The organism is Salinicola sp. 4072 (assembly GCF_036663415.1).
Classification (GTDB): Bacteria; Pseudomonadota; Gammaproteobacteria; order Pseudomonadales; family Halomonadaceae; genus Salinicola; species Salinicola salarius_A.
In genome coordinates, this window is sequence record NZ_JAXOVV010000013.1 from 62117 (window position 1) to 86796 (window position 24680).

Here is a 24680-nt window from a genome sequence, read left to right on the forward strand (position 1 = left end):
CGCGCAATGATGTACGTAGAGAGACTCTATTGGGCCGATGGGGTTTAATACGAAAGAATAAGCCCCATCTCGTTTTCAGGCCTTTTCATTATCCGATACAGGAGAATCACCGATGCTGACCGTCATTTTCGGCCGTCCCGGTTGCCCGTTTTGCGTTCGCGCCAAAGATCTGGCCGAAAAGCTGAAGGAAGCTCGCGAAGACTTCGATTACCGTTATATCGACATCCACGCTGAAGGCATCACCAAGGCCGACATGGAAAAGACGATCGGCAAGCCGGTGGAAACCGTGCCACAGATCTTTGTCGATCAAACGCATATTGGCGGCTTCACCGAATTCGACCAGTACGTGCAGGACAAGGCATTGATGCCGGAAAACGCCTGATCGAGACAGGCGAAAGCGAAGATCCAAAAAAGCCGGCGCGAGCCGGCTTTTTGTCGTTCGTGGGATGTTTTTCCGTTACGTTTACCGGTTGTCGTCGGGTCGACATGACCGCAGCCGAACCCGCGCCTTCTCTTCCGTCGCCCTCGTCACGTCGGCTGAGACGATGACTCGTCGAGCGACAGGTCCGGCTCGCCTTCCAGATCCAGCTCATACTGATAAGGTCCGTGCCGGGGGTCCAGTTCGTTGATGTAGTGCGTCGATTCCACCATTGGCACCAACGGGGTGTAAGGCTCCTGCTCCTCGGGCGCCATGACCGGTTCGCGGCGCCACAACCGATAGACGATGAACAGAGCCAGGCCCAATGCCGCTGCGCCCAGGAACAGCCAGAGGCCGTCCGGCCCCATCCCTTGCATCAACAGGGACGCGCTGAACGGACCGACGATCGAGCCTACCCCGTAGCACATCAGGATTTTGGCATTGGCCTGGATCGTCTCCTCGGGCTCCAGCCAGTCGTGGGTGTGCGCCAAGCTCAGCGAGTAGAGGGTATGCAGCATCGCGGTGTGGAAGCTGGCCACGAAAACCAGCAGCCAATAGCTCGAGCGTGCGGCAAACACGATCAGAATGCCCGAGATGGTCATCACCAGCGCCATGCACAAAATGACCTTACGACGATCGAAGCGGTCCGAAATACGCCCAAGCGTCCATTGGGCAATGAGAGCCACCAGGGTCGTGATCGACATGAACTTTGCCGTCTGCGCGGTGGTCAGCCCGATCTCCTGGCCGTAGTACGGCGTCATGGCGAAGAAGGCCTGCACCATCAACCCCGCCACAAAAGCGCCGACCAGACCGACCGGTGCGCGCGCCATTAACGTCCGCATCGAGATCTTCGCCGATACGTCGTGACTACTGCGTAACGGACCTTGGATACGGTGAATCGACAGCGGCACCAGTGACAACGCGAACAGGATACCGGCCACCGAAAACAGCACGAACGTGCCGGGGTCGGCCATGTTGAGCATCCACTGGCCACCCGCCAGCGACAGTGTCGAGATCACCAGATACCATCCCAGCACCCGCCCCCGATTTTCGTTGGTCGACTCGCCGGATACCCAGGACTCCATCACCATCAGCAGCCCCGCTGTCGCCGCACCGCCGAACAATCGCCAGACCAGCCAAGCCCATGGATCGACCCATAGCCCGTGCAGGATGGCCGTGGCCGCCAGCAACGCTGCACAGGCGGCGAACACACGAATGTGGCCCACGCTACGTATGCGCTTTTCCAGCCAGTAGCTGCCGGCGACAAAACCGAGCGAAAAGCAGGACATGAGCAGACCCGCCATCTGCGACGGGAACGCCTCCAGCGACATGCGCACGCCCAGCAGCGTCATGATCAACCCGTGCCCGAGAAGGAAGCTGATTTCGCAAAGAAACAGAATCGGTAGAGTCGCGGGGAGTGAACGCAACAGAGTTCTCCAGACAGCAGCGGTTGAGGAATCCGTTCGACGAATGGCGCCGATCCGGGTCGATGAACGACACCTCACAGTGAACGGAGGCGAAAACGGCGGCAGTTTATCAATTTAGAGGCGATCTTGCCGAGATTCAGCGATATCCGTGACCATCAGATACTGACATGAATTATTCACATCTTCTGTGGATAACGCTGTGCATTTCCGGTGACGGATAGCAACGGTCGTCCTCCCTATCCATGCTGACCTTAAATTGGTCAGTTTTTCGACAATGGCAAAACCCAGTCTTTGCCTCGAGACACGTCATCGCCCACCCGCATCTTTCCCCGACCATGAACCGAAGGTCGGCGCGCTGTGCAGTCTGAGGACATTCCAGTAACATTGAGCCAAGTCATTGATGGAGAATGGCATGTCGACCCTGAAAGGGTGCATCAGCGTCCTGTTGCTGCTTATCAATACGCTTTTCTGGGGCATGCCCCTGATCGTGCTGACGGCAGTAAAACTGGCAACACCGATTCGGCGCTGGCGCCTACGGGTACTCGGCGGACTGCACTGGGTCGCTCTCGCCTGGGTGAGAACCAACAACGTCTGGATCCGTTACTGGATTCACCCGCGGATTCGAGCCGACATTCCCGAGTCCCTCTCGCCGAATCAGTGGTGGCTGGTCATGGCCAACCATCAGAGCTGGACCGACATCATCGTCATGCTCTACGTATTGACCGGCCGACTGGCCATGCCGAAGTTCTTCCTCAAACGAGAGTTGATCCTGGTTCCTATCGTCGGCCTGGCCTGGTGGGCCCTCGAATTTCCATTCATGCGTCGATACAGCCGTGAAAAGCTCGCGCGCCATCCCGGGCTGGCCGAGCGGGACCGTCGAGCGACGCAACGAATGTGCGAACATGCCCGGGAAATGCCGATGACAATCTACAACTTCGTCGAGGGGACTCGATTCACGCCGGAGAAGCAACGCCAGCAGCAGAGCCCCTATCGGCATCTGCTGCGGCCCAAGGCCGGCGGGGTAGCCCAGGTCATTGGGCTGTTGGGATCGCGCCTGGACGGCATCATAGACGTGACGCTGCATTACCGTCGTGGCACGCCCAATTTCTGGGATTTCCTCTGCGGCCGCGAGCAGGACATCGCGATGGTCGCGAAATTTCTCGACAGACCGGACTGGATGCGGGAAGGGAGCTATGACGATGCCCATTACAAGGAACGTTTCTACACATGGCTGAACGCAAGGTGGCAGGAAAAAGACACGGCGCTCTCCTCCTACTGCTGGGACTGATTCTTCTGCTCGGCGGCTGTGCGAGCGGCGGCGGAGTCAGCATCTCCGACGGAGGCGGCTGGGTGACGGTGCAGCGCGGAGACACCCTGGGCAAGATCGCCGATCAGGCCGGCATCCCGCTACTTCGCCTGCAGCGCTTCAATCCTGGCGTAGATTCCCGCCGGCTGGCCATCGGTCAACGCCTGATGCTGCCCTCACGGCAGGAACGCGCGCCGGGCGGTGGCCCTTACCGTTATCAGGTGAGGCGCGGTGATTCCCTCTATTCGATTGCCCGCTATTTCGGTGCCGACCCGCAGCGCGTCCAGGCCGCCAACACCGGTATCGATCCCTCTCGGCTGGCCGTCGGACAGTTGATCCAGGTACCGCTCGGCGGCGATTCGAGCGGCAGCGGTGGCAGTCGTGCCGCGTCAGCGCCGGCAGCCTCGCGCTCGCTTCCGGATCCCGGCCCGCTTCCCTCTTCGGCGCGCCAATGGCAATGGCCATTGGCGAACTACGCCGTCGAGCGTCGTTTTGGCCGTGACGCCCACGGCACCCTGCAGCCCATGATGCTGACGTCACCCTCCCCGGCGGTCGCCAAGGCCACCGCGCCGGGCAAGGTGCGGTTTGCCAGCGGCATGCGCCAACTGGGTCAGGTGGTCATCCTCCACCATGCCGACAACATGCAGAGCGTATACGCCTTCTGCGACAAGCTGATGGTCTCCGAAGGAGACTCCGTCTCCAGCGGGGCACCGCTATGCGACATCGGCCAGGAAAGCGGCAGCAGCCGCTATCACCTGCTGTTCGATCTTCGTCATGGCGGAAAACCCGTGGATCCCGCGCGCGTGCTACGCTAATCGGCGTGTCATGCATTCGTCATCACCTTGACACATTGGCGTCATCGGTACCCCGCAGGATCGGAGACCAGGTCGATTACGTTCGATTACGGTTGACGGCGAGTCGGGAATCCAGACAGCTTCGCTGGCGTGGAAGGAGTCATCAAAATGCGCATAGCCCTGGTCAGTGAAACCTGGGCGCCGGAGGTCAACGGCGTCGCTCACACCCTGAGCCAACTTGCCAGCCATCTGGTCTCCAAAGGCGTCACGCTGCAACTGATCCGACCCGATCCGGCGGGCGGCGAGCGGGACACGCTGGCGGAGCGGGATGTCCACGTCCGCGGCGTGTCGCTACCGATCTATGCCGACGTCCATGTCGGCTGGCCGTGCCGGCGTCGGCTAGTGCGGCTCTGGCGCCAGGAGCGCCCCGACGCTATCTATATCGCCACCGAAGGTCCCCTCGGCTGGTCAGCCTTGAATGCGGCGAGACACTTGCAGATACCGGTCGTCAGCGGATTCCACACCAACTTCGATCAGTACGCCAGTAATTATCACCTCGGCTGGAGCATTCCGATTGCCCGCCGCGGTCTGCGCTATTTCCACAATCGCTGCGATGCGACGCTGGTGCCCACGGTGGCACAACGTCAGGCCCTGGAAGACAGAGGCTACCGGCGCGTCTCGGTACTGGCGCGGGGGGTGGACGCCGAACGCTATCACCCCTTACGTCGGGATGCGGAACTGAGACGCCAATGGGGCGCCAGCCCTCACGATCCGGTGGCGCTTTATGTCGGCCGGCTCGCCAGCGAGAAGAATATCGAGCTGCTGGCCACCACCATGGCGGCCATGCAGCGGGCCAACCCGTCGCTGGTACAGGTGCTGGTGGGCGATGGCCCAGCGCGGAAGAACATTGCCCAGCGACTGCCCGACGCCGTGTTCACGGGCTTCCAGAAGGGAGAAGCCCTGGCGCGCCATTACGCCAGCGCGGACATGTTCATCTTTCCTTCGCTCTCGGAAACCTTCGGCAACGTGGTGCCGGAAGCGATGGCAAGCGGACTCGCCGTGGTGGCATTCGATCATGCCGCAGCGAAGGAACTGATCACCGATGACGTCGATGGACGGCTGGTCTCGCCGGAAGATGGCGACGGCTTCATCCATGCGGCGAGCGAGCTTTGCCAGCAACCGGCTCTCTACGCCCGCCTGGGCCGTCAGGCGCGCCAGCGCGCTTCAGGGCTGAGTTGGGCCCATATCGGCGACCGCTTTCTTGCCCATCTCATTCAGGTCCAGGGAACTCAGCATGCCGCCACGCACTCTACGTCTCAGGTTTGAACAGCTGGATCGCGCCGAGAGCCGGCTCAGCCACTGGCTGGCGGAATTCTCGCGCCACGCGCCGACCCTCTGGCTATTCCGTCTGGTCAGCCGTCTCGGCGACTGGCCGGCCTGGGTCGCAGTCGCCTTGCTGCAACCTCTCCTGCAGGGTCAGCAGGGATGGCTGATCGCGGCACACTGGGGGCTGACGGCTAGCATAGCCGCTCTCGTGTATCGCCTGCTCAAGACCCGGCTATGCCGGGAACGCCCCTATATCACCTTCGACACCATCCGCTGCACGATGCCTCCGGTCGACCGTTACAGCTTCCCCAGCGGCCATACCCTGCACGCGGTAATGTTCAGCTGCCTGACCGCCGCGAGCAGTCCGAAACTGCTGCCGATCGTGATCCCGCTTGCCGTTTTGATCGCGATCTCGCGCGTGGTGCTGGGCCTGCACTATGTCAGCGACGTCATCGTGGGGGCGCTGCTGGGATTCGTTCTGGCCTGGGGCAGCGGACTGGCCGCCCTGTTCGTCTGGGGCGGGTAGCGCTGCCGTGTCCGAGCCGGATAGCAACGATTGGCAACGCATCGAAGAGTCGCCGATGCTGGCTCTGCTACCGAACTTTCTCGACGACGAAGAAGCTTCCCGGCTCTGTCTCGCGCTCGATCATCAAATCGAATGGACCTCTCCAACCCTTCAGCTCTACGGGCGTCGGCACGTCATTCCGCGCTCCCAGTGCTGGATGGGCGACCAGGAGGCTCACTATCGCTATTCCGGGCGTGCCTTTCAGCCACAACCGTGGCATCCGCAGGTCGAAAAGCTCAAGGATCGGGTTCAGCAGCTACTGCAGGCCCACGGGATGCCGTCGGCCGGTTTCAATAGCGTGCTGCTAAATCGCTACGCCAACGGCGAGCAGCGCATGGGCTGGCATAGCGACGATGAGCCGGAACTCGGCGAGGATCCGATCGTGGCTTCGGTATCGCTGGGTAGCGAGCGTCCTATTCGCTTTCGGGAGAAGACGGCCACACCTCGCCGCGCCTTCAACGTCTGGTTGCCCCACGGCAGCCTGTTACTAATGGGCCCCGGCGCACAGGCCAGATGGCAGCACGCATTGGCCCCACGAGCGATCGAGGGCGTTCGTATCAATCTCACTTTCCGACGGATTTTTTAGCGTCTCCGCGCTTTCCAGCTTCAGCGCCCCACCTAAAAACGAAAACGCCTCCCTGTTCGGGAGGCGAAGAAAGATAACGGTATAACCAGAACTCGACGGCTTCGACTGCTCTAGGGAAGCGCTGAATAAATAGGCGAACGAGATGAGGCGCAAGGCGCACGGCACGCAGAAGACGAGACATAACATGGGGTTAGGCGAGTCTTCGAGTACCGCGCAACGTAGCGATTCGCTCGTGCAGGCATTTATGCAATGGTTCCCTAGTCATCCGCGATAGTAGTTGGCCGGCACGAACGGCATCGCGCTGATGGTCATCGGCAACCGCTTGCCACGGACATCGGCATAGAGTGTCATGCCTTTCTCGGCCGCCTCGATCGCCACGTACGCCATGGCGACCGGCGCCCCGATGCTGGGCCCGAAGCTTCCCGACGTGACCTGCCCGACCTCGTGGTCATCCGCGTCGAACAGCTTGGCGCCCTCTCGTACTGGGGCCCGGCCCTCGCCGATCAATCCGACGCGACGGCGACGGTGATCCTTGGCCTGCAGTTGATGCAGCACCATGTCGGCCCCGGGGAAACCGGCCTCCCGCTCGCCACCAACCCGGCGCGGCTTGCCCACAGCCCAGGAGAGGCTCGCCTCGACGGGCGTGGTCGTGGTGTCGATATCGTGACCGTAGAGGCAGAGGCCAGCCTCGAGACGCAACGAATCCCGCGCCCCCAGCCCGATGGGCTCGACTTCCGACTGTTCGAGGAACCAGCGCGCCAGCGCTTCGGTGGCCTCCGCAGGCACCGAAATCTCGAACCCATCCTCACCAGTGTACCCGCTGCGACTGATCCATAGCTCATGGCCCATCACCTCGAAACGGCCATGCTGCATGAACACCAGATCACAGGCAGCCGGACAGAGACGCTGCATGACGTCTCGAGCCTGCGGGCCTTGCACGGCCAGCAAGCCCCGATCCAGAACCTCCACATCATGGCCGGTACCGAGACCGGTACGCATCAGCGCTATGTCCTGATCCTTGCACGCCGCGTTGACGACCACGTACAGCGAATCGCCATGATTGACGATCATCAGGTCGTCCAGAATGCCGCCTTCGCTGTTGGTGAACAGGGCGTAGCGCTGCCCGCCTTCGGCCAGCCCCACGACATCGGCAGTCACCAGGGTTTCCATCGCCGCGGCGGGTGAAGGCCCGGTCACTTTTACCTGGCCCATGTGAGAGACGTCGAACAGACCACAGGCCCGACGCGTGTGCTCGTGCTCTTTCTTGACGCCCAGTGGGTACTGTACGGGCATGCTGTAGCCGGCGAACGGCACCATCTTGCCACCGAGCTCCTGATGCAGGGCGAACAGCGGGGTCTGTTTCATAGTAGACATCGAAGTCTCCAGTTAAGCGCAGAGAGAAAGTTCTTGCTTATCGATCACGGTCTTCCAGCGCCTCTCCCGGCAGGACGGTCTTGCCGGCAAAGTAATCGCGTGTCAGCTTGAATACGACCGGGGACAATAGCGCCAGGGCGATCAGGTTCGGAATCGCCATCATCGCATTGAAGGTGTCCGCCACCAGCCAGATGAAATCCAGCTTTGCCATGGCGCCGACCGGCACTGCCAGCACGAACAGAATCCGATAGAGCAGAATCGCCCGATCGCCGAACAGGTATTGAAAGCACTTCTCGCCGTAGAACGACCAGCCCAGAATCGTGGTGAAGGCGAATATCGACAGCGCGATGGCGACGATATGCTGACCGATACCCGGCAGCGCGCTATCGAACGACAGCGAGGTCAATGCCGCGCCGCTTTCGCCATCCAGCCAGTGGGCCGAAGTCAGAATGACCAGCGCGGTCATGGTGCACACGACCAGCGTATCGATGAACGTCCCCAGCATGGCGATCAACCCCTGACGGACCGGATTGCGCGTCTGCGCGGCCGCATGCGCGATCGGCGCACTGCCCAGGCCTGCCTCGTTGGAGAAGATCCCTCGCGCCACACCGAAGCGAATGGCGGCAGCGACCGCAGCACCGGCGAAACCGCCGCTGGCGGCGATGGGCTGAAATGCGTGCGCGAAGATCGTGCCCAGGGCGCTACCGATCTGATCGGCATTGATGATCAGCACGACGACACCGGCTGCGAAGTAAGCCACGGCCATCAATGGCACCAGCTTGCCGGCAACGCTGGATATACGTTTGATGCCGCCCAGAATGACCGCGCCGGCAAGCGCCATGATGATGACCCCGGTCAACCAGGCAGGCACGCCGAAGGACGTCGTCAACGCGTCCGCCACGGAGTTGGCCTGCACGGTATTGCCGATACCGAAAGCCGCCACGGCGCCGAAGAAGGCGAACATTCCGCCCAGCCACGCCCAGCGCTTGCCCAGCCCGTTACGAATGTAATACATCGGCCCACCGACATGATCGCCCCGGGAGTCGGTCTGCCGATACCGCACCGCCAGCACGGCTTCGGCAAACTTCGTTGCCATCCCGACCAGCGCGGTCAGCCACATCCAGAACACCGCCCCGGGGCCACCGAGCGCAATGGCCGTGGCCACACCGGCGATGTTTCCCGTTCCTATCGTGGCTGAAAGAGCCGTCATCAGCGCGTTGAACGGTGATATCTCGCCATCGTCACGACTGTCGGCATCGCTGCGGCGGCCACCCCACAGCAAGCTGAAACCGAGCCCAAGCTTGCGAATGGGCATCAACTTGAGCCCCAGTTGCAAGTAGATACCGACCCCGAACAGCAGGATCAGCATCAACGGGCCCCAGACCACGCCGTTGATGGCGCTGAATATCGTAGTGAGTTGATCCACGTCGAACTCCATTTATTGGGTTGTTGTCGCTGTCAAACAGGCCAGAGCGTGCCGGGATAGCCATGAACGCTCATTGATGGCCAAAACGTGGCAACGATAGAGGATTCCACTACGCATCCACAATGATCCCAAAGCCTTCATTCCTCTTTGCCATGGGCCTCAGCGTGTCCTTGGCTACCTTAGCGAAAAGCCCTTTCTGTTTCCAATAAGAAACACGTTACCCCGATCTCGACGGGAAGCGCCAAGTCGCCAAAAATGCAGATGCCATCCCTCGATGCCCTTGCTGTCACCGGCGCCCGGCCAAGCGCCCTCGTCACGAGGTCGCCACCACGCCGCAAGAGGCGGGAAACACCATTCCAGGACTGGACGTTTCCCGGATCTGGGCTCAATCTAGTAACGCGATTCCTGTTCAATTGAGCGGGAAGCAGGTGGGACTATGCCAATCGACGTCACATTGATGCATAATGCCCACCAAAATCACCCGACTCGAAATTTGTTTCGTATAGGAAACTCTCATGAGCGAAATCCCCAACAACCTGCTCTATACCGACAGCCACGAATGGGTGCTGGACAACGGCGACGGCACGGTGACCGTCGGCATTACCGATCACGCTCAGGAGGCACTGGGTGACGTGGTCTTCGTCGAATTGCCGGAAGCTGGCCGCGAACTGGATGCGGGCGACGAATTCGGCGTCATCGAGTCGGTCAAGGCCGCCTCCGACCTCTACTCGCCGCTGGCGGGTGAAATCGTCGAGGTCAACGAGGCGCTGGAGGACAGCCCCGAGACCGTCAACGACTCCCCTTACGGTGAAGGGTGGATACTCAAGCTGCAATTGGCGGATCAGGGCGATCTGGAATCGCTGATGTCGGCCGAGGCCTACTCTGAACTGGTCGCCGCCGAGGAAGATCAAGACGGCTGATCGGTTCCCCCCGCGTCCTCAAGCCATGACCGTTCGGTGGTGCACCATCGAACGGTCGACTCCCTCTCCCTGCCAACCTCCCCGGATAGATCATGCCCACCGAGACTCGACCGTTAACCGACCTGACCAATCACGCCGACTTCCTTCAGCGCCACAATGGCCCTGCGCCCGGCGATATCAGCGAGATGCTCAAGACGCTCGATATGCCATCGCTGAAGACGCTGATCGACCGCGCTATTCCCAAGGGAATTCGTCTCGAAGGCGATCTGGCTCTGGATGGCCCGCGCGGAGAGGCGGAGGCGCTGGACTACCTGCGGGGGCTGGCACGGCAGAACAAGGTGTTCAAGAGCTATATCGGCCAAGGCTACTATCCGACGCACCTGCCGGCGGTGATTCAGCGCAACGTGCTGGAGAACCCGGGCTGGTATACCGCCTATACCCCGTACCAGCCGGAAATTGCCCAGGGGCGTCTCGAGGGGCTTCTCAATTTCCAGCAGATGGTGATGGACCTGACCGGCATGGCCATCGCCAACGCCTCGCTGCTTGATGAAGCGACGGCAGCTGCCGAGGCGATGGCGCTGTGTCGGCGCGCGAACAAGAAGCACAAGAGCCAGCGCTTTTTCGTGGCGGACAACGTGCTTCCGCAGACCCTGGACGTCCTGCGTACGCGAGCGGCCTATCTTGGCTTCGAGCTGGTCGTGGCGCCGGCAGCCCAACTCGCCGAAGAAGACGTGTTCGGCGCCCTGCTGCAATATCCGGGCGTCGACGGCGATATCGGTGACATCGAAGGCATCGTTGCCGAGGCGCGCTCGCGTCAGATCATGACTTGCGTAGCGGCGGATCTGATGAGCCTGGTCATGCTCAAGGAGCCAGGCGCCATGGGCGTCGATATCGTACTGGGCAACTCCCAGCGCTTCGGCGTCCCCATGGGCTATGGCGGCCCACATGCAGCCTTCTTCGCAACCAGCGAGGCGCTCAAGCGTTCGCTGCCGGGCCGCGTCATCGGTGTCTCCAAGGATAGCCGTGGACGCCCGGCGCTGCGCATGGCGATGCAGACACGCGAGCAGCATATCCGCCGCGAAAAGGCCACGTCCAACATCTGTACCGCGCAGGCGCTGCTGGCGAACATTGCGGGCTTCTACGCCGTCTACCACGGTGCCGAGGGTCTCCGCACCATCGCCGGCCGCATCCATCGCCTGACGACGCTGCTGGCGTCGGGCCTCGAACGCCATGGCATCGCCCTCAAGCACGACAGCTGGTTCGATACCCTGACATTGACCGGAGTGGACAGCCATCGCATTCAGGGGCGCGCCCTGACCCACGAGATCAATCTTCGTTACCCCGCCGACGGCGAGGTCGGCGTGAGTCTCAACGAAACCACCACCGCCGCCGACCTGGCGGCGCTGTTCGACGTGCTGATCGGCGAAGAACATGGCTTGTCGGTGAGCGAGCTCGATCGGGAAGCCATCGAGCGTGGCACCAGCGGAATTCCGACCGCCTACCGTCGCGACAGCGATTTTCTCCAGCATCCCAATTTCCAGCGCTTCCGCAGCGAGACCGAAATGCTGCGTTATCTCAAGCGGCTGGAAAATCGCGACCTGTCGCTCACGCACGCGATGATCCCGCTGGGCTCATGCACCATGAAGCTGAACGCCACCAGCGAAATGATTCCGATCACCTGGCCCGAATTCGCCAACATTCATCCGTTCGCCCCCAGCGAACAGACGTCCGGCTATCGTCAGATGATCACCGAGCTCAGCGATTTCCTGACCGAGATCACCGGCTACGACAACATCTCGATGCAGCCAAACTCCGGCGCCCAGGGCGAGTATGCTGGGCTGGTCGCCATTCGTCGCTACCAGGCCGCTGTCGGCGAAGGTCATCGCGATATCTGTCTGATTCCCAGCTCGGCGCATGGTACCAACCCCGCCTCCGCCGCCATGGCGCAGATGAAAGTCGTCGTCGTCGAATGCGACCGGGACGGCAATATCGACATGGCCGATCTCGAGGCCAAGGCTGCCAAGCACCGCGACAATCTTTCCGCGATCATGCTGACCTATCCGTCGACCCATGGCGTCTTCGAGGAGAATGTCCGCCAGGCCTGTCAGCTCATCCACGACAATGGCGGCCAGGTCTATATCGACGGTGCCAACATGAACGCCCAGGTCGGTCTGTGTCGTCCCGGGGACTACGGTGGCGACGTCTCGCACCTCAACCTGCACAAGACGTTCTGCATTCCGCATGGCGGCGGCGGCCCGGGCATGGGCCCGATCGGCGTCAAGGCGCATCTGGCCCCCTACTTGCCCAACCATGTCGTGACCCCGCAGGAAGGCATCGAGAAGAACTCGGGCGCCGTCTCGGCTACCGCCTTCGGTAGCGCTTCGATCCTGCCGATCTCCTGGGCCTACATCAAGATGATGGGCGCTCGTGGTCTGCGCGAAGCGACCGAGCTGGCTATCCTCAATGCCAACTACATCGCCAAGCGGCTGGCGCCGCACTATCCGGTGCTCTACCAGGCCGCCAACGGCACGGTCGCTCACGAGTGCATCCTAGACATGCGTCCGCTCAAGGCGACTTCGGGTGTCAGCGAGGAGGATATCGCCAAGCGCCTGATGGACTACGGCTTCCACGCTCCGACGATGTCCTTCCCGGTCGCCGGGACGCTGATGGTCGAGCCGACCGAGTCCGAATCCCGCTACGAACTCGATCGCTTCTGCGATGCGATGATCGCCATCCGTGAGGAGATCGCGCGAATCGAATCCGGCGAATGGCCGAAGGATTCGAACCCGCTGGTGATGGCGCCGCATACCATGGCGGATATCACCGAGGAAAGCTGGGAGCGCCCCTACTCCCGCGAGCAGGCGGTCTTCCCCTCGGAAGCCGTGCGCGATGCCAAGTACTGGCCGGCCGTCAATCGTGTCGACAACGTCTTCGGCGACCGCAACCTGATCTGCAGCTGTCCGCCGATCGATGCCTACCGCGATGCGTCATAGGTTGGTGCTGCATTAGAAAAAACCAGAATGGCCGCTCGATGAGCGGCCGTTCTCGATTCCAACGATTATCTGGTAGACGACGCACCGAGTAAGCGCGTCGCGGGCTATCGGATTTCCTCGCTTTCCGTCGTTTCCAGCGTGGGAAGCTCGCTGTAGCCGTAGAGAGCGTTGAGACGCTGCTGGCGAAACGACTCCAGCAACTGGCGATAGCGTTTGGGCAGCTCGACGTCCGTCCGCGATACCAGGTGCAGTGTCTCGTAGACCGGCTGCGCCAATGTCATCTCCTTGACCTGACGCTGCCATGGCGAGGTTTCCAGTACAGGCCGGGAAACCACAGTGAATCCCAGCCCGCGGGCCACCGCATCCAGCACCTGGCCCACCTCGTTGGTGAAACCCTGGCGCGGGAAATGGCTCATGCTGCGAAATTCGCTGCCGAAGTTGCTCCGCAGCAGGAGACTGGCATTGGTATTGCCGTCGTTGTAATTGACGAACCCCAGCGCCAGTAGCTCGCTGAGGGTGGTTCCCGTGAAATCCGCCGGCACCACCAGACACAGGGGTTCCTGATGCCATGCCTCGAAGGTCAGATCGGGCTGCTTGCTGATTTCGGTGACGATGCCAACGTCGTAGCGCCCCGCCACCACGTCATGCGCAATTTCATGGTTGAACGCAAAACTGTAGTTGACCGTCAGCCCAGGATGCATCTGCTGATAACCCAACAGGAACGGATAGAACATCAACCCGACACTACCCGGTGAGGCGATGCGACACTCGCCGCTGTCCGGAGAGTCGTCATCCAGCGAATGACGGAAATGTTCGTGCTCGGCAAATAGCTTGACCGCATAGTCATAGGCCCGACGGCCGGGATCGGTCAACGAGAAACGACGGCCGTGACGATTGAGCAGGGAGCGGCCGAGATACTCCTCGAGCTTGCGCACGTGCTGGCTGACGCCTGGCTGGGTCATATCGAGTTTGCGCGCGGTCTGGGTAAAGCTACCCGTCTCGACGAGCATCATGTAAGTACGGAAATACTGGGCGTTGAACATGGGAATTCGAACCACTCAAGCTGTACGGCAGTTGAAAGCGCTTCGACCCGGAATGCGCCGCAGACCGCATTTCGATAACGCCTCGTTGTCAGATACGAACGTTACAATCATAACAATTTATAGGAAAAACCGCACCTGTTAGCACCCTCAGACATGGCCCGATCAAGGCCATCGGCGCGTAGCATGGCTTGGCAGCCGCTTCCAACATATCCAGCCCCACTGCGACGACCAGCCGCTCATGTTAGCATTGGCAAGCTCTCACTCAGGATTGAAGAACCCTATGTCTGATCCCTTTGCGCAGCGCGCCAAGGCCGTGCAGCAAACGCTACTTGTGATGGAAGAAAATGCCGATGACAGCGAGCTTTTCGCCCTAGGCTACATGATTCCGCAAATCGGCCTGGTACAGGAAATGGCCGAATACGATCCGGCCGAAGTCGAGGCCGAAGATTTCGATGCGACCTACTGGCAGTGGCTGGAGAGCACGTTCGCCCAGGACAACATGAGCGATGCCGACCAAGAGCAGATCGCCTCTCTCTGGCAGACCGCCGCCGAACGCGCCGCTCTTTGAATGACCGATATCTACTTCCATGAGGATGCCGTCCATGCCTGAGACGCTATCAACCATCGTTTCCCCCGAGGGTAGTCTCGAGGTGCTGTCTCAATCCGAGGTCAATCGACTGCGAGACACGTCGACGAGCGGCCTTCACGATCTGGTCAGACGCTGTGCACTGGCGATTCTCAATTGCGACACCCCCACCGACGATGGCCTGGCGGTGATGGAAGCCTATCAGGATTTCGACATCGAGGTTCTGCAGCAGGATCGCGGCATCCGACTCAAGCTCTCCAATGCCCCAGCCTGCGCGTTCGTCGACGGACGCATGATTCGCGGCGTGCGGGAACAGCTCTCCGCAGTGCTGAGAGACATCGTCTACGTCTACAACGAGATCCAGAACAATCCCAAGTTCGACCTGGAAACCAACGAAGGGTCGACCAACGCGGTCTTTCACATCCTCCGCAACGCCAGCACCCTGCGCACGGCGCAGGAACCGAGCATGGTGGTGTGCTGGGGCGGGCACTCGATTACCCGCGAAGAGTATGACTACACCAAGGCCGTGGGTTATCACATGGGCCTGCGCGGGCTGGATATCTGCACCGGCTGCGGCCCGGGGGCCATGAAAGGCCCGATGAAAGGCGCCAACCTCGCCCACGCCAAGCAGCGTCGCAAGGACAGCCGCTACCTGGGCATATCCGAACCCGGCATCATTGCCGCCGAATCGCCCAACCCGATCGTCAATGAACTGGTCATCATGCCGGACATCGAGAAACGTCTCGAAGCTTTCGTGCGCATCGGCCATGGCATCGTGGTATTCCCGGGCGGTGTGGGCACGGCGGAAGAGATCCTCTATCTGCTCGGCATTCTGATGCACCCGAAGAACCGCGACATCCCTTTCCCGGTCATCTTTACCGGCCCGGAAAGCGCACAGGCCTATTTCCAGCGTATCGACGAATTCCTGCGCTACACCTTGGGCGAAGACGTGGGCCGATATTATCGTATCGTGGTAGACGATCCGGTCACGGTGTCTCGCCTGATGCGTGACGGCATCCAGGAAGTCGCCGAATTCCGTCGCCAACAGAACGATGCGTTCTACTTCAACTGGCGGCTGAATATCGAGCGCGGATTCCAGGAGCCCTTCGAGCCGACTCACGAGGCCATGGCAGCACTGGCGCTTCACCATGACCAGCCCAACCACCTGCTGGCAGCCAATCTGCGTCGCGCGTTCTCGGGAATCGTTGCCGGCAACGTCAAGGAACCCGGCATCCGCGCCATCGCAGCCCGTGGCCCCTTTCGGCTGCATGCAGAGCCTGAACTGATGTCCCGCCTGGATGCACTGTTGACGTCATTCGTCGCCCAGGGCCGCATGAAGCTGCCCGGCAAAGAATACGTGCCCTGCTACACCCTTGGCTAAGCGCAACGATTCGCTGGGCCGCTGACGCAAAGCGCGGCGTTTGGAAGTCGGAAACGGTGGATCTTGGAGACGAAGACGGCGGGCCAATTGGCCCGCCGTCTTCGTTGATCGAGAAGTCTAGAGCAAGAACGCCTGTTGAACTTCACGCATGTATCAGGCAGACGGGTCTAGCATCAATCAAACCTGGCTCGATCAATCCGGTTCTCAGTGACGACGCCGCCAGATTCGAACGACCACATGGAGCAGCAGACCCAGTGCCGCGCCTTGCGACAGGATGACCGCCCAATGATCGGCCGCCACGTCCGCCCAGTGCCAGGCGCCAATCAACAGGCAACCGATCAACAGACATCCACCCAGATGCTTGATCGCGGCGGGACAACGCTCCCGCTGTGCTGAAGCCATCAATCGCCAGAACGCAACCAATGCCACGACGATCGCGACCATCAGAATCGCGAGCAGGGCCAGACGCGTCGTATCGTGCTGCAACCAGTAACGGGGCAGCGATACCAGCATGACCAGCCACAGGCCCAACAGCGTACTCCAGCGCGTGGCTGTCAACGTTCTCGCCGCAGCCGATGACTGCGGCTCCGTCACGTCGCGAGGCCTTCGGATTCTATCCATGCTTCCACCCAGGGAACGGCAGCATCATCTGCCATGAAAGTTTCCATTGCATCGATTTCGAGACGTTCGCCCAGACGTCGCCCACCCAGGTCGGCAAGCAGCTCGTCCAGCGCCCTACCGGAACCGCAGAAAGTGTCGCCATAGGAGCTGTCCCCCAAGGCGATCAGACCGTAACGCAGAGCAGCGAGACTCGGCGGCTGCGACTTCAATTCACGCACGAAAGGGACGAAGTCGCCAGGAAAGTCGCCGCTCCCCGTGGTAGAGACACAGAACAACACCAGATCCGGCATGTCTTCGGTCAGGTCATTCAAACTCGGCTGTTCGATGACGGACACGTCGTAACCCGCCTGCTCGAATAACGGCGAAACCTGTTCCGCGACATCCAGTGCACCACCATAAACGGTGCCGACGAAAATTTTCAGCTTGGGCATAACACTCGGTCAGCGATAGATTTGCGCGGGAGCTTAGCACAGCTCGCCCTTGGGTCTCACGCGGCAAGGCCCCAAACACAACCGCCCGCCAGTTTTCACTGGCAGGCGGTCGATGGGGCACGGGCGCGGCTCAGTCCTCTTGCAGCTCGCCGTCAAAGCTTTCCACTTTGGCCTTGAGCTTCTGGCCAGGGCGGAAAGTAACGACTCGCCGAGCGGAGATCGGAATCTCCTCTCCCGTCTTGGGATTACGTCCGGGCCGCTCCCGCTTGTCCCGCAAATCGAAGTTGCCGAATCCGGACAGCTTCACCTGCTCATTCTCGCGCAGACAACCGCGAATTTCCTCGAAGAACGTTTCCACCATGTACTTGGCCTCCCGCTTGGAGAAACCCAGTTCGGCGTGAAGATGCTCCGCAAGCTCAGCTTTCGTCAGCGCTCCCATGATCGCTCCCTTCGCGCAGGATGACAGATCAACTCCGCAGCTTGGCACCGAAGCGCACTTGCGCGACTTCCACCACGTCTGCGATTAACTGATTGATTTCTTCATCATTGAGAGTGCGCGAAGGATGCTGCCAGGTCAAGCCCAGGGCGACGCTCTTGTCACCATCGTCCACCCCTTTGCCGCGGTACACATCGAATAGCTGCCATTGCGTCAACCAGTCACCGGCCCGACTCCGAATGGCATCGACCAGCGGCGCAATCTCGACCTCTTCCCTGACCACGAATGCCAGATCCCGACGCACCTCCGGATACCGGGACAGCGGCTTGAATTTCGGTATCGATCCCTGGACCAGCGCTGCCTGCTCCACTTCGAAGACGTAAACCTCGGGCTTGATATCGAGCTGGCCACGGATGCCGGGGTGCAAGGCCCCCAACCAGCCGACGACCTTGCCATCACGACAGAGCTGTGCGGAACGCCCCGGATGTAATGCAGGATGCGTTGCGGCGACGAAAGTCCACTCATCGGCTTGTCCACCCAACGCGATCAAGCTTTCCAGATCGCCCTTCAGATCGTAGAAATCGACCGTGTCACGATGGGCAGACCAGCCTTCCACGTCTCGGGAACCGCAAATCAGGCCACCGAACATCGGCGTCTGGACCAGTTCGTCCAGCTCGCCCTGGAATACCAGTCCAGCCTCGAACAGCCGCACGCGGTGCTGCTGACGGTTGAGGTTATGCATTAGCGCCTTGAGTAACCCCGGAAACAGACTATACCGCATCACCGACATGTCGCTGGAGATCGGGTTGGCCAGCGCCGGCGAGACTGCGTCCGGCGTAATCAACGCCTGGAGATCCGGCGATACGAAGCTGTAGGTGACGGCCTCCTGATAGCCGCGAGACACCATGTGGCGGCGCAGATGTCGCAACGGCAGAGACGCTTCGTCGTCTGTCGTCAGGCCGAGACGCGCCTGCGGGCGACGTACCGGCAGCCGGTTGTAACCGTGAATGCGAGCGACTTCTTCGATCAAGTCCTCTTCGATGGAGACATCGAAACGCCAGCTCGGGATCTGCACATGCAAGCTCTGATCCGCCGCCGTGCTGGCCATTCCCAGCGACTGAAAGATGCGATGGATCTCCTCGTCGGACAGACGAACGCCCAGGCAAGCGGACAGCCGCTCACGGCGAAGCTCGACATCCGGACGCCGAGGCAGATGCGCCGGCTGTGTTACCTCGGTAATGGGTCCCGGGGAACCTCCAACGATGGCGATCAGCAGCTCGGTGGCCCGCTCCATGGCCGAACGAGTGATCTCGGGATCCACGCCGCGCTCGAAACGGTGCGAGGCATCCGTATGCAACCCGAAATTGCGCGCCTTGCCCGCCACCGCGAGCGGTGAAAAGTAAGCGGCTTCCAAAAACAGATTACGCGTCTCGCCGGTCACCCCGGTCGCCTCGCCTCCCATCACACCCGCGATGGCCAACGCACGATCCTGGTCGGCGATGACGAGCGTATCCTCGTTCAGCACCACTTCCTGACCATCCAGCAGCGTGAGACGCTCGTCGGCATTTGCCCGGCGTACCTCAATTCCGCCCTTCAGGGCATCGAGATCGAAGGCATGCATGGGCTGCCCCAGCTCGAGCATGACGTAGTTGGTCACATCGACCGCCGGATCGATGCTGCGAATCCCGCTACGACGCAGGCGCTCCTGCATCCACAGTGGCGTACTTACCGTGACGTCGACATCACGGATGATGCGGCCCAGGTAGCGCGGGCACCGCTCTTCGTCACTCACGGCGACCGGGAACTGCGCATCATGGCCCGCCTCGACCGGGGCGATGCTCGGTTCGACGACCTCTGTTCCGGTCGCGCAACCGACTTCCCGCGCCATGCCCCGCAGGCTGAGGCAGTCGCCGCGATTGGGGGTCAGATCCACCTCGATGGTGTAGTCATCCAGCTGCAACCAGGCCCGGAAATCCTCACCGACAGGTGCGTCTTGCGGCAAGACATAAATTCCCTCCGAGCGCCCTTCTTCCAGGCCGAGTTCGGAAGCAGAACAGATCATCCCGCGAGATTCGACGCCACGCAGCTTGGCTTTCTTGATCTTGAAATTCTCGGGGAGCACTGCACCGACGCGCGCGAAAGGCACCTTCTGGCCAATATCGACGTTAGGCGCACCGCAGACGACCTGAACCGGTTCCCCGGAACCATCTTCGACCTGGCAGACATTGAGCTTGTCCGCATCGGGATGCTGGGATTTGGCGACGACCTCGGCTACGACCACGCCCTGAAAAACCGCACCAACCGGCTCGACGGCATCGACTTCCAGGCCCGCCATGGTAATGGCGTCTGCCAGGGCCTGCGTATCGAGCGCCGGTGAAACCCATTCGCGCAGCCACGCTTCGGAAAACTTCATCTTGATACTCCTTGACTGGGCGACGGATTCAGTTGAACTGACTCAGGAAACGCAGATCGTTGTCAAAAAACAGCCGCAGGTCATTCACCCCGTAGCGCAGCATGGCCAGCCGCTCCGCCCCCATGCCGAAGGCAAAACCGGTATAACGCTCGGCATCGACGCCCGAATGGCGAAATACCGCCGGATGAACCATCCCGCATCCCATCACCTCGAGCCATCCGCTATGTGAGCAGACACGACAGCCATCGCCTTGGCACATCACGCACTGAATATCGACCTCGGCCGAGGGCTCGGTGAACGGAAAATAGGATGGCCGGAAGCGCACCTCCAGATCGTCTCGCTCGAAGAACGCCTGCAGGAAGTCGGCGATCGTCCCCTTCAGGTCGGCAAAACTGACGCCTTCGTCGACCAGCAGACCCTCGACCTGATGGAACATCGGCGTGTGGGTCAGGTCGGAATCACTGCGATAGACCCGCCCCGGGCAGACGATGCGAATAGGGGGCTCCTGCGACTGCATGGTACGCACCTGCACCGGCGAGGTGTGCGTCCGCAAAAGACGGGTGGCGTCGAAATAGAAAGTATCTGCCATGCCGCGCGCAGGATGATGCGCGGGAATGTTCAGCGCTTCGAAATTATGAAAATCGTCCTCGATTTCCGGACCGACGGCGACCTCGAAGCCAATGTGTTGAAACAGGGATTCGATACGCTCCAGCGTCTTGGTCACGGGGTGCAGGCCACCATTGGCTTCGCCCCGTCCCGGCAGGGTGACATCGATGCGCTCCGCCTCGAGCCGAGCCTGCATGGCGGCTTGTTCGATCACCTGCTTGCGATGCTCGAGCTCCTGCTGCAATGCCTGCTTGGCTTCGTTGATGCGTTCACCGGCAGCCGGTCGCTCTTCGGGTGATAATTGCCCCAGCCCCTTGAGCAACGCTGTAATCTCGCCTTTCTTGCCCAGAAAACGCACACGCACCTGGTCGAGAGCCTGGGCGTCTTCGGCCGCGGCAATGGCCGCTTTCGCCTCGTTGACCAGGGCAGGAAGATGATCCATCCGTCGAGCTCCGCTTATCGTTCGTTACGCAGCGCCGTCGGTCACGAACGACGCGGCGATGCAGTATAAAAAAACAGGGGAAGAGCAGCTGCTCTTCCCCTGGATAGGTCACATGACTCATCGCCCTCGCAGGGCAAAATGACCTGTTATGCAGCTTTGGCTTTCTCGACGATTGCCGCGAACGTCGCTTTCTCGTGAACGGCCAGATCAGCCAGCACCTTACGGTCGATTTCAATACCGGCCTTTTTCAGACCTGCCACGAAACGGCTGTAGGACATGCCATTGACACGAGCTGCCGCGTTGATACGCGTGATCCACAGAGCGCGGAACTGGCGCTTACGCTGGCGGCGGTCACGATAGGCATACTGACCGGCTTTGATGACGGCCTGCTTGGCTACGCGGAAAACACGCGAACGCGCACCATAGTAACCCTTGGCCTGCTTCATGATCTTCTTGTGACGACGACGTGCGACGACACCACGCTTGACGCGAGACATAGTACTCTCCTGACGTTAAAAACTGACGACCAAGTGTTACAGGTTGGGCAGCATGCGGGTAACGAGCTGCTTGTCGGCAGCGTGTACCTGCTTCATCCCGCGCAACTGACGCTTACGCTTGGTAGACTTTTTGGTCAGGATGTGACTACGAAAAGACTGCTTGTGCTTGAAGCCGTTACCAGTCTTCTTGAAGCGCTTGGCAGCGCCACTGTTACTCTTGATTTTCGGCATGGGAAAACTCCACTCCGCTCTTTTTTAGAAAACCCGAGGCCGAAAACGACGAGCGATGACGCTCGTCGTTTCCCGTTCGACTTGCCCGCGGATCACTTCTTCTTGGGCGCAAGAATCATGATCATCTGACGGCCTTCCATCTTGGGAAAGGACTCGACAGCAGCCAGCTCTTCCAGATCGGCGGCAATCCGTTCCATCAGTCGGCGACCGATGTCCTGGTGTGCCATTTCACGACCACGGAAGCGCAGGGTGACCTTACCCTTGTCGCCACCTTCGAGGAAACGAATCAGGTTTTTCAACTTCACCTGATAGTCGCCCTCGTCCGTGCCAGGACGGAATTTCACTTCCTTGACCTGGATCTGTTTGGTTTTCTTCTTCTGAGCAGACTTCTGCTTTTTCTGCTCGAAGAGGAACTTGCCGTAGTCCATGATTTTACAGACGATAGGATCGGCGTTGGAAATCTGGACGAGATCCATACCGGCTTCCTCGGCGCGTTCGAGCGCCTCCTGCATGGGAACGACTCCCACCTGTTCACCCTCGGCATCGATAAGGCGAACTTCGTCTGCACGAATACGGTCGTTTATGGGCGCGCGCTTTTCCTGAGGGCGCCCGCGCTGATTATTACGCTTGATCGTTAGATCTCCATCTGGCGATTAACGTTGCTGCTCAGTGCTGACCCGGTTGGTCGGCCTGTTGAAGATGCCCTTTCAGATCATCGACGGACAGGGAACCCAGATCCTCGCCGGATCGAGTACGCACTGCAACGGCACCCGATTCGACTTCCTTATCGCCGACAACCAGCAGATAAGGAATCTTCTGCAGCGTATGCTCGCGAATTTTAAAGCCGATTTTCTCATTCCTCAAGTCCGACTCGACCCGGAAACCCGCTTCACACAAGCTTTTTGTGAGATTTTCGGCATAATCACGCTGAGCATCCGTGATATTGAGTACCACAGCTTGGACCGGAGAGAGCCATAAAGGCAAGGCCCCGGCATAATGTTCGATCAGGATGCCGATGAAACGCTCCATCGACCCCACGATCGCCCGATGCAACATCACGGGCGTCTGGCGGGATCCGTCCTCGGCCACGTACTGCGCTCCCAGACGACTGGGCATCATGAAATCGACCTGCATGGTACCGACCTGCCACTCCCGGCCCAGGCAGTCCTTCATGTGGTACTCGATCTTGGGACCGTAGAACGCCCCTTCACCCGGCAGCTCCTGCCACTGAACATCGCAGTTACCCAGTGCAGCTCTTAGAGCACCTTCAGCGCGATCCCACGTTTCGTCGCTGCCGAGACGCTTTTCAGGCCGCAGCGCGATCTTCACGGCGATGTCCTCGAAACCGAAATCACCGTAAACCTGTAGCGCCTGCCGGTGGAACGCCGTCACCTCGGGCTCTATCTGCCCTTCGGTACAGAAGACGTGACCGTCATCCTGCGTGAACGCCCGGACGCGCATGATACCGTGTAACGCGCCCGAAGGCTCGTTGCGATGACAGCCACCGAACTCCCCATAGCGAATCGGCAACTCACGGTAGCTGCGCAACCCGGAATTGAAGACCTGGACGTGGCCCGGGCAATTCATCGGTTTCAGCGCATATTCACGCTTTTCCGACTCGGTGAAGAACATGTTCTCCGCGTAATTGTCCCAATGCCCGGATTTTTTCCAGAGCGACACATCCATGATCTGCGGGCACTTGATTTCCTGATACCCGCTGCGCTTGTACACGTCACGCATGTACTGCTCGACAATCTGCCATAGCGTCCAGCCACGGGGATGCCAGAACACCATGCCGGGCGCTTCTTCCTGCATGTGGAAGAAGTCGAATCGCCGTGCTAATTTACGGTGATCACGCTTCTCGGCTTCCTCGAGGCGCAGCAGATATGCCTTGAGGGACTTCTTGTCAGCCCACGCCGTGCCGTAGATTCGCGTCAACATGGGCTTCGACGCATCACCACGCCAGTAGGCTCCAGCCAGCTTGGTCAGCTTGAATGCCTTGAGGTGCCGTGTATTGGGTACGTGAGGCCCGCGGCACATATCGATGTATTCCTGGTGATGGTAGAGACGAATCGCCTCTCCTTCAGGAATACCTTCGACGATCTCGCGCTTGTATGGCTCTTCCCTCGACGCAAATGTCGAGAGCGCCTTTGCCTGATCGACGTACTCGCGAACGACGTCGTACTCCTGGTCGATCAACGATTTCATTCGCGCTTCGATGGCTTCCAGATCTTCCGAAGAAATGGATTCTCCGAAGTCGACGTCGTAGTAGAAGCCATCATCGATGACCGGGCCGATCGCCATCTTGGCGTTCGGGTACAACTGCTTGATCGCGTGTCCCAGCAAATGAGCACAGGAATGGCGAATGATGGCCACCCCTTCCTCATCGCGGGCGGTCAAGATAGCCACTTCGGCGTCATGATCGATGATGTCGGCTGCGTCGACTTCAATGCCGTCTATCTTGCCGGCAACACACGCCTTGGCGAGCCCGGGTCCGATGGACTCGGCCAGTTGCATGACGGTAATAGGCTCTTCAAAGCTTCTCTGACTGCCATCAGGCAGCGTCACAATGGGCATGAAAACATCCTTACGTTCAGTGGTGGTCCACACCAAGGATCACATGAACTCGATTAATAGGCAGGAACATCTCCTTCGCGGCAGGTCTGCATACGGGCAGGCCAGCGGATGCGCATGAGATACGACCTTACGATCTCTATCGGTGATCGTGGGGGAAGTAGACTAGCAGCGAGAAAGGCACTTTGCCATCCATGGGCAGCGACTCGTGGCCGATGGCAAGCAAGTCTAAAAGACGTTCCAAGGCCACAAACAATGAGGGCGCCCGAAGGCGCCCTCATGAT

The 24680-nt window shown here is 60.3% G+C and carries 23 protein-coding genes; 10 read left to right on the forward strand and 13 right to left on the reverse strand.

The window, feature by feature from the left end; all coding sequences use genetic code 11:
• The first annotated feature begins 112 nt into the window (after window positions 1-112).
• Window positions 113-382 carry a GrxA family glutaredoxin gene (locus tag R3F72_RS10560; protein WP_303854366.1) on the forward strand — a complete coding sequence of 90 codons (270 nt, stop codon included), beginning with the start codon at window positions 113-115 and terminating at the stop codon, window positions 380-382.
• A 146-nt stretch (window positions 383-528) separates the two neighbouring features.
• Here the strand turns inward: R3F72_RS10560 and R3F72_RS10565 are convergent, their stop codons facing one another.
• On the reverse strand, window positions 529-1845 hold the full coding sequence (locus tag R3F72_RS10565) for an MFS transporter (RefSeq protein ID WP_303854367.1): 1317 nt from the start codon (window positions 1843-1845) through the stop codon (window positions 529-531).
• 412 nt (window positions 1846-2257) lie between these two features.
• On the opposite strand from R3F72_RS10565, the gene R3F72_RS10570 reads away from it, so the two are divergent.
• From R3F72_RS10570 to R3F72_RS10590, 5 genes are all read left to right on the forward strand, one after another.
• Window positions 2258-3133, forward strand: a complete 876-nt coding sequence (locus R3F72_RS10570; protein WP_332779598.1) for an acyltransferase — start codon at window positions 2258-2260, stop codon at window positions 3131-3133.
• Complete coding sequence (locus tag R3F72_RS10575) at window positions 3073-3966, forward strand: murein hydrolase activator EnvC family protein (RefSeq protein ID WP_332779599.1); 894 nt, start codon at window positions 3073-3075, stop codon at window positions 3964-3966. The genes R3F72_RS10570 and R3F72_RS10575 overlap by 61 nt, the downstream gene beginning before the upstream one ends.
• A gap of 147 nt (window positions 3967-4113) precedes the next feature.
• Complete coding sequence (locus R3F72_RS10580) at window positions 4114-5271, forward strand: glycosyltransferase family 4 protein (protein ID WP_303854370.1); 1158 nt, start codon at window positions 4114-4116, stop codon at window positions 5269-5271.
• Entirely contained in the window at window positions 5240-5797 is a 558-nt protein-coding gene (locus tag R3F72_RS10585) for a phosphatase PAP2 family protein (protein ID WP_332779600.1), read from the forward strand. The genes R3F72_RS10580 and R3F72_RS10585 overlap by 32 nt, the downstream gene beginning before the upstream one ends.
• Window positions 5798-5804: 7 nt before the next feature.
• On the forward strand, window positions 5805-6422 hold the full coding sequence (locus tag R3F72_RS10590; RefSeq protein WP_332779601.1) for an alpha-ketoglutarate-dependent dioxygenase AlkB family protein: 618 nt from the start codon (window positions 5805-5807) through the stop codon (window positions 6420-6422).
• Between the two features lie 261 nt (window positions 6423-6683).
• Here the strand turns inward: R3F72_RS10590 and gcvT are convergent, their stop codons facing one another.
• Together gcvT and R3F72_RS10600 are read right to left on the reverse strand one after the other, a co-directional pair.
• Window positions 6684-7796, reverse strand: a complete 1113-nt coding sequence (gcvT, locus tag R3F72_RS10595; protein ID WP_332779602.1) for a glycine cleavage system aminomethyltransferase GcvT — start codon at window positions 7794-7796, stop codon at window positions 6684-6686.
• Between the two features lie 37 nt (window positions 7797-7833).
• Window positions 7834-9222, reverse strand: a complete 1389-nt coding sequence (locus R3F72_RS10600) for an alanine/glycine:cation symporter family protein (protein ID WP_087719750.1) — start codon at window positions 9220-9222, stop codon at window positions 7834-7836.
• Between the two features lie 515 nt (window positions 9223-9737).
• Between R3F72_RS10600 and gcvH the strand changes: the two genes are divergently transcribed.
• Together gcvH and gcvP are read left to right on the forward strand one after the other, a co-directional pair.
• The gene (gene gcvH, locus R3F72_RS10605) at window positions 9738-10142 is read left to right on the forward strand and encodes a glycine cleavage system protein GcvH (protein WP_087719689.1); all 405 of its coding nucleotides are present in this window, start codon (window positions 9738-9740) and stop codon (window positions 10140-10142) included.
• 92 nt (window positions 10143-10234) lie between these two features.
• Complete coding sequence (gcvP, locus tag R3F72_RS10610; protein ID WP_332779603.1) at window positions 10235-13135, forward strand: aminomethyl-transferring glycine dehydrogenase; 2901 nt, start codon at window positions 10235-10237, stop codon at window positions 13133-13135.
• Window positions 13136-13239: 104 nt separating this feature from the next.
• Here gcvP and R3F72_RS10615 read toward each other — a convergent pair whose 3' ends face one another.
• Window positions 13240-14178 carry a LysR family transcriptional regulator gene (locus R3F72_RS10615; protein ID WP_332779604.1) on the reverse strand — a complete coding sequence of 313 codons (939 nt, stop codon included), beginning with the start codon at window positions 14176-14178 and terminating at the stop codon, window positions 13240-13242.
• A gap of 238 nt (window positions 14179-14416) precedes the next feature.
• Between R3F72_RS10615 and R3F72_RS10620 the strand changes: the two genes are divergently transcribed.
• On the forward strand, window positions 14417-14746 hold the full coding sequence (locus R3F72_RS10620) for a YfcL family protein (protein WP_332779605.1): 330 nt from the start codon (window positions 14417-14419) through the stop codon (window positions 14744-14746).
• 34 nt (window positions 14747-14780) lie between these two features.
• The gene (gene ppnN, locus R3F72_RS10625; RefSeq protein ID WP_332779606.1) at window positions 14781-16145 is read left to right on the forward strand and encodes a nucleotide 5'-monophosphate nucleosidase PpnN; all 1365 of its coding nucleotides are present in this window, start codon (window positions 14781-14783) and stop codon (window positions 16143-16145) included.
• A 204-nt stretch (window positions 16146-16349) separates the two neighbouring features.
• Here the strand turns inward: ppnN and R3F72_RS10630 are convergent, their stop codons facing one another.
• The 9 genes from R3F72_RS10630 to thrS form a co-directional block, all read right to left on the reverse strand.
• A complete protein-coding gene (locus tag R3F72_RS10630; protein ID WP_332779607.1) occupies window positions 16350-16703 on the reverse strand; it encodes a hypothetical protein in 354 nt (117 codons plus the stop codon).
• 32 nt (window positions 16704-16735) lie between these two features.
• Complete coding sequence (locus R3F72_RS10635; RefSeq protein WP_332779608.1) at window positions 16736-17197, reverse strand: flavodoxin; 462 nt, start codon at window positions 17195-17197, stop codon at window positions 16736-16738.
• A gap of 130 nt (window positions 17198-17327) precedes the next feature.
• Complete coding sequence (gene ihfA / locus R3F72_RS10640) at window positions 17328-17636, reverse strand: integration host factor subunit alpha (RefSeq protein WP_071230084.1); 309 nt, start codon at window positions 17634-17636, stop codon at window positions 17328-17330.
• 28 nt (window positions 17637-17664) lie between these two features.
• Window positions 17665-20046, reverse strand: coding sequence for a phenylalanine--tRNA ligase subunit beta (gene pheT / locus R3F72_RS10645; protein ID WP_332779609.1), 2382 nt, complete (start codon window positions 20044-20046; stop codon window positions 17665-17667).
• Window positions 20047-20074: 28 nt separating this feature from the next.
• The gene (pheS, locus tag R3F72_RS10650) at window positions 20075-21094 is read right to left on the reverse strand and encodes a phenylalanine--tRNA ligase subunit alpha (protein WP_087719680.1); all 1020 of its coding nucleotides are present in this window, start codon (window positions 21092-21094) and stop codon (window positions 20075-20077) included.
• A gap of 146 nt (window positions 21095-21240) precedes the next feature.
• Window positions 21241-21591, reverse strand: coding sequence for a 50S ribosomal protein L20 (rplT, locus tag R3F72_RS10655; RefSeq protein WP_071230087.1), 351 nt, complete (start codon window positions 21589-21591; stop codon window positions 21241-21243).
• Between the two features lie 36 nt (window positions 21592-21627).
• Window positions 21628-21822: a 50S ribosomal protein L35 gene (gene rpmI, locus R3F72_RS10660; protein WP_071230088.1), complete on the reverse strand. Its 195-nt coding sequence runs from the start codon at window positions 21820-21822 to the stop codon at window positions 21628-21630.
• A gap of 92 nt (window positions 21823-21914) precedes the next feature.
• Window positions 21915-22454 carry a translation initiation factor IF-3 gene (gene infC / locus R3F72_RS10665; protein WP_083387150.1) on the reverse strand — a complete coding sequence of 180 codons (540 nt, stop codon included), beginning with the start codon at window positions 22452-22454 and terminating at the stop codon, window positions 21915-21917.
• A 34-nt stretch (window positions 22455-22488) separates the two neighbouring features.
• The gene (thrS, locus tag R3F72_RS10670; protein WP_332779610.1) at window positions 22489-24399 is read right to left on the reverse strand and encodes a threonine--tRNA ligase; all 1911 of its coding nucleotides are present in this window, start codon (window positions 24397-24399) and stop codon (window positions 22489-22491) included.
• Window positions 24400-24680 lie beyond the last annotated feature (281 nt).